Below are 5,493 nucleotides of genomic sequence, written 5' to 3' on the forward strand. Positions count from 1 at the left end.
GCAGAGTACACAGAGTACACAGAGTCCGAGAATATATATCTGAATCATTCCGATGAAGAGAGGATTTGATATTAGCTATTGTCGCGATAGAGGGTAGGGTGCGTTGCTCGTTTAATCTTGGTCAAAAGCTAGAATTACTGGTGGCGACGCAAATTTTGTAGGAGAATTTATGAGCGTCAACTATTCTGTTCTTGTTGTTTTGTAGCCAGAAGATTCATTAAAACATTATCCCTAAAATGACCTTATACCATTTTTATAAAGATGTGGCATGGATGAAGTTTTAGCCCCCCCCCTTACCAAGGGGGGGTTGGGGGGGGTAATATCTAGCGCTACTTTATGAAATTGGTATTACGATCGCACAAGACTTGCTGTATCCCGATCGTATCGAAATCGATCGAGGGTTCCTTCCTTGATTTTTTCGATCGCCTCCTCAATCACCTCCAGCGGAACCAGGAACCACTCTCTCGGCTTTACGGGTGTGCCGAAGCGATCCTGCAATTCCAAATCTAATTGAGCGCTGGCGAAAAACTTATGAAGTAGTGCCTCAAGTCCCTTCCGGTCGATATTTGCCAGCTTGAAGGTGGCGACAATATCCACATCTGCTAGCAGATAGGTGGAGTCTTTCTTGGCGTTGGCAATTCGGCTTTTTACGTCTCCTCCAGTAACGCCGATTTTGTGAATAATAGACCGATGCTCGGCAATGAAGGGATGATCCGATTGGCTCCCGAGCACGTAAATATAGCCCGTCGGCAAGTCGTCTGCTGCTTCAATGTGGGAAAATAGGGGGCCGAAATCTGGGTTGGTGATGCGGCGGCTGGCCTTGTCTTTATTTAAAGCACGCTGGAGCGATCGCAGCAACAAATCGCTCTCAGTGGCGTTGTCATAAACTACCCTCAGCCTGCTGTCTTGACGCCCATAGTCGCTGACAAACGACTCGCCCATCTCGGCTACCATCACCTTCTGCCCATCAACGATGAACAAATCGCCTTCCTTTACGGCCGCATAGTCCTGGTATTTGATGGTTTTCCGCGCCCCTGTGTCCAAATCGCGCTGTACTTGGTTAAAGATTGGTTTGAATTGATCAAAATCCTGGCAGGGAGTCCGTTGGGCGACTTCCTCCGCTGCTTTGATTTCGCTGCGCGATCGCACGTGAGCAAGCAGGGTTACATCGTTCTCTGAGCTCGCATCGACTCCAAGGGATGCCAGCAGCGCCTCATCTGTCAGATCGTCTTTTGCGATCGGGCCAGCATCAGTCTCAGCATCCAACAGTCCGCGCGAGTCTAGCGGTTCCAAGACTGCGCGACATTCCTCCGATTCTCGCAGGCGATCGAGCCTTACTGCATAGAGCCGCTCGAAGATATCGCCATCCTCCCCATGCTGCGGCAATCTGCCATATTCCTCCACAAACCGCTCGATCTCCTCAAAGCCTGCAACGATCCGCTCTTCTTTGGCGGAGCGCTGGCCGGACGGATCGGGCGCTAACTCCACTCCCAATTCGCCCAGCAATTCCAAATCGTCGTCTGTCGTATACTTAGGCATTGTTTTCCTCCTTCACTTTACGCTGCAGGAAGGCAATTCCTTCCGCCATCCGTTTTTCCCACGGGTCTACTGCTGTTAGGGAGGGGAGCCTGCCTTTCTCCTTTTTGAAACGAAGCGCCCGTTTTGCCAATTCCCGCGCTTCTTCCACGCTAAGGTTTACTCGTTTAGCCGCAATCACTTCCGCCACCTGTCGCAGCCGTTCTTCGCTCATAGACTTAGCAAGGATAGCGTAGGCTTCGCCAAAGGGATTGATGCGATCGATCAGATCCATATCCAGGTCTGTTACCGATAGGGCAAACTTCCTTACCCCATCAATAAGTGAGGTGTTTTTCGCAGCCTCACCGCCGCCTTCGTTCGCGGTTTTCTTGGCTTGTTGGACGAGGTTTAGCGCTGCGATCGCGTGTTGGCGAACGGCTTCTCGATCTTCCTCTTCCAGATTTGGAAACTTCTCTTTGACGATTTTGCCCATGCGAACCTGCGTCAGTTCCTCCGGCACCAGTTCCTCATCAAACAGGCCGCGCTCGATCGTTGGCTTATCTTGGACAAACGCCGTCACCAGTTCGGTCAAGTCCTCGCGGCAGATGCGATCGGCTTCCGGGCTTTTAGGTTCGGCTAGCCCCTTAATTTCCATTTGAATGAAGCCGTCTGGATTGATGCCCGCGTTGCACTTACTGGGATTGTAGCCGTCTTCTCCGTAGTCGAAGCCCGGTGTCGCTTGATTGTTCGGGTGTTTGGGTTTGAACTCGAAGCGCGGCGCGAGTACCTGCTCCATCAAGAGGCTGGCGGCGATCGCCTTGAGGGTATCGTTGATGGCTTCGGTAACGGCGGCTTCGGCGGCATCTGGTTCGGCAATCAAGTTAGTGAACCGAGCGCGCGTTTTCCCTGGCGCATCGCGGGTGGCGCGACCGATAATCTGCACAATCTCCGTCAGGCTGGAGCGGTAGCCGATCGTCAGGGCGTGTTCGCACCAGATCCAATCGAAGCCCTCTTTCGCCATGCCCAGGGCGATAATAATGTCCACACGATCGCGATTGTTCTTCTGGGTGGGGTCTTTCAGGGCGGCGGCGACTTTATCCCGCTTGGTGGGGTCATCGTCCACAAGATCGGCAATTTTGAGAATCGTCCCGTCGGCGGTTTTGACGAGTTGGAATCCGGTATTGGGGTCAGTGCCCTGCCATTCGCCCAATTCTTCAACGATGTGCTCTACCTCGCGGATTTTGTCCTTGGTGCTTTCGCGGGAGTTGACGTTGGGAATGTGCAGGATGGTTTTCTCTTTGGGGTTGAGCACCTGCATGATTTGGTCGGTATAGTTGCCCGCGTAGAAGTAGTAGCCGATGTCGAGCTGTTTGAGGTGTTGGTAGCCGTTGAGCTGTTCGTAGTAGGTGTAGGTAACGGTGTCGAAGCGGGATTCGTCTTCGGGGTGCAGCACGGCTTCGGCATCGCCGCGAAAATAGGAGCCGGTCATCGCCACAATGTGGGTTTTGTCGCGGGTGATGAGCTGGCGGATGTGGTCGCCCAGCTTGTTGTCTGGGTTGGCGGAAACGTGGTGAAATTCGTCTACAGCAATCAGGCGATCGTCCAACACCTCTATACCAAACTTATCTATGACGAAGCGAAAGGTGGCGTGGGTACAGACCAGAATCTTGGCACTGCTGGCTAGAAATTTCTGCACTGCATCTACTTTGCCGCCGTTGTCACCGCCGGGGGCGTTGCAGAGGTTCCACCTAGGCTCAACTTGCCAATCCGCCCAAAAGCCATACTGACTAAGCGGCTCGTTGTGGAAGCTGGAGCCGATCGCCTTTTCGGGCACGACAATGATGGCTTGCTTGAGGTTCTGGTTTTCTAGTTTGTCCAGGGCGATGAACATCAGTGCCCGACTTTTGCCAGAGGCGGGGGGCGATTTGATCAGGAGATATTGTTCGCCGCGCTTTTGGTAAACTCGTTCTTGCATGGGGCGCATCCCGAAAGCGTTGGCGCGGGTGGAGGTGCCATTTTGGGCGTAGGTGACGGATACGGCGGGAATTGCTTTGGGTTTGCTCATCGGTATTTTTCGGCTAAAGCTGGTTTAAAAGTTCTGTGGGGAAGGGCGATTAACCGGATGAGTTTTCCGGCAATTGAGTTTATACCAATTTCATCAAGTAGCGCTAGAAATTACCCCCCCAACCCCCCCTTGCTAAGGGGGGGCTAAGACTTCATCCATAGCACATAGGTCAGAAAAATGGGATTATAGGTTGCTACGATCATATTCTTCGATGATGTCTTTTAAATCTCCCGCCACGACATCAACTTGTTCAGATTTACTGTAGAGCGTCAGCAGTAAAATTTGATCGTTTGTTTTGAGATAGTAAATCAGCCGATAGCCACCACTTTTCCCCTTTTGATTATCACTATTTTTGAGTCGGAGTTTAAAGATTGGATAGCCTATACCTGCTACTTGATCGCCTGGAGTTTCGCCATTTTCTAACTGTGCAACGATCGGTTGGATGTCGTTGAGAATGTTACGATATTTTTTGATCGGTGTCCGAATATTGCGGGTAAAAGTGGGTAAGGCGATAACGTTAACACTTGGGTTATCCATTTTCTAGCTCTTGCCATAATTGAGCGATGGGGATACCCTGTCCGGTCATTGCTTCGTGCCAAGCTTGGCGAAAATCTTCAAGGATTTGTGCTTTGGGGGTATCGTCGGGTGAGTCAGATGTTTGTACAGGAAGTTTGAGCAATTCTATGAACTTGGCGATTTGTTGGAGTTGCTCTTCAGTACAGGTGTCGAGTTGTTGTTTAAGGGCTTCGCGAGTAGTCATGGGTTTAGGCTGGCTGTTCTACTGTTGTGATTTTAGCTCGATCGATGTTGACAGATGGGCTATCCAAGGAATTTCATTAAACCTCACCCTCCGAAAAGTCGATTCCGCGATAAACTTGCTCAATGGGGAAGCTCAAATCCACTGATTGCAATTCCACCACATCTCCAGCCCGATAATTAATGATCTCCCACCGTCCATCACTGCCTTTACCAAAAAGTTGGGTCTAAAGCCCCGTCCTTATAGGACGGCTTTAATTACGAGAAGTGTGAAGACTTGTTAAGTCTACAGACTTATAGGTAAAAATTTTAGCAAAAGTTATAAACTATTCCAATGATAGTTTTAGAGTTTAAGTTGAAGGGCAAAGCGGAGCAATATCGAATCATCGACGACATGATTCGGACGGCTCAATTTGTCAGAAACAAAACTCTTAGACATTGGATAGACAACCAAGGAATTAAGTTAGTAGACCTGTACAAACAATGCGCCGTTATGGCGAAAGAGTTTGAATGGGCAGGCAAGCTTAACTCAACGGCACGTCAAGCTTCGGCGGAACGTGCTATTTTTGCTATCCAACGTTTCTTCGCCAATTGTAAAGCTAAGAAGCCCGGAAAAAAGGGCTACCCGCAGTTCAAGAAGTACACTCGTTCCGTCGAGTACAAGAAATCCGGCTGCTTTCTAGCGACAAAAGATGCCTAACATTTAAGGATGGTTTTGCTGCTGGAAAATTCAAGTTAATTGGTAGTCGGGACTTGCATTTCTATGCGCCCGATGAGATTAAGCGAATTAGGGTAGTGCGTCGTGCCGACGGCTATTATGCCCAATTCTGCATCAACATTGAACGAAAAGAGGAACCCGTTTATACTGGCAAAACTATCGGCATAGATGTTGGATTAAACCATTTCTATACTGACAGCGACGGTGAAACAGTTCCCAATCCTCGGTATCTCCGCAAAAGCGAAAAAGCTCTGAAGAGATTGCAGAAGCGAGTTTCTCGGAAAAAGAAAGGCTCCCAAAGCCGGAAAAAGGCAATCAACAAGTTAGGAAGAAAGCACCTAAAGGTTAGTCGGCAGCGCAAAGACTTCGCCATTAAGACGGCGCCCGGCGCGGTAAAATCTAACGATTTTGTAGCCTACGAAGACCTTCAAGTGCGTAA

At 49.9% G+C, this 5,493-nt stretch carries 6 protein-coding genes; 2 read left to right on the forward strand and 4 right to left on the reverse strand.

The genetic code is table 11. The features are described from left to right. Positions 1–348: 348 nt before the first annotated feature. The 4 genes from WBA89_RS01250 to WBA89_RS01265 form a co-directional block, all read right to left on the reverse strand. Positions 349–1,539, reverse strand: a complete 1,191-nt coding sequence (locus WBA89_RS01250) for a GIY-YIG nuclease family protein (RefSeq protein ID WP_424403315.1) — start codon at positions 1,537–1,539, stop codon at positions 349–351. Further along, on the reverse strand, positions 1,532–3,580 hold the full coding sequence (locus tag WBA89_RS01255; RefSeq protein WP_424403317.1) for a DEAD/DEAH box helicase: 2,049 nt from the start codon (positions 3,578–3,580) through the stop codon (positions 1,532–1,534). Before WBA89_RS01255 ends, WBA89_RS01250 begins: the two co-directional genes overlap by 8 nt. Positions 3,581–3,763: 183 nt before the next feature. Then, positions 3,764–4,117 (reverse strand): type II toxin-antitoxin system RelE/ParE family toxin, encoded by a 354-nt coding sequence (locus WBA89_RS01260; protein WP_424403319.1) that lies wholly within the window; start codon positions 4,115–4,117, stop codon positions 3,764–3,766. Further along, positions 4,110–4,340 (reverse strand): hypothetical protein, encoded by a 231-nt coding sequence (locus WBA89_RS01265; RefSeq protein WP_106149065.1) that lies wholly within the window; start codon positions 4,338–4,340, stop codon positions 4,110–4,112. Before WBA89_RS01265 ends, WBA89_RS01260 begins: the two co-directional genes overlap by 8 nt. A 330-nt stretch (positions 4,341–4,670) precedes the next feature. On the opposite strand from WBA89_RS01265, the gene WBA89_RS01270 reads away from it, so the two are divergent. Further along, positions 4,671–5,036, forward strand: coding sequence for a transposase (locus tag WBA89_RS01270; protein WP_424403321.1), 366 nt, complete (start codon positions 4,671–4,673; stop codon positions 5,034–5,036). A 53-nt stretch (positions 5,037–5,089) separates the two neighbouring features. Further along, positions 5,090–5,493: RNA-guided endonuclease InsQ/TnpB family protein (locus WBA89_RS01275; RefSeq protein WP_424403323.1), on the forward strand; the 404-nt coding region annotated here is incomplete at its 3' end.

This window comes from Microcoleus sp. (assembly GCF_049646505.1).
Classification (GTDB): domain Bacteria; phylum Cyanobacteriota; class Cyanobacteriia; order Cyanobacteriales; family Microcoleaceae; genus Microcoleus.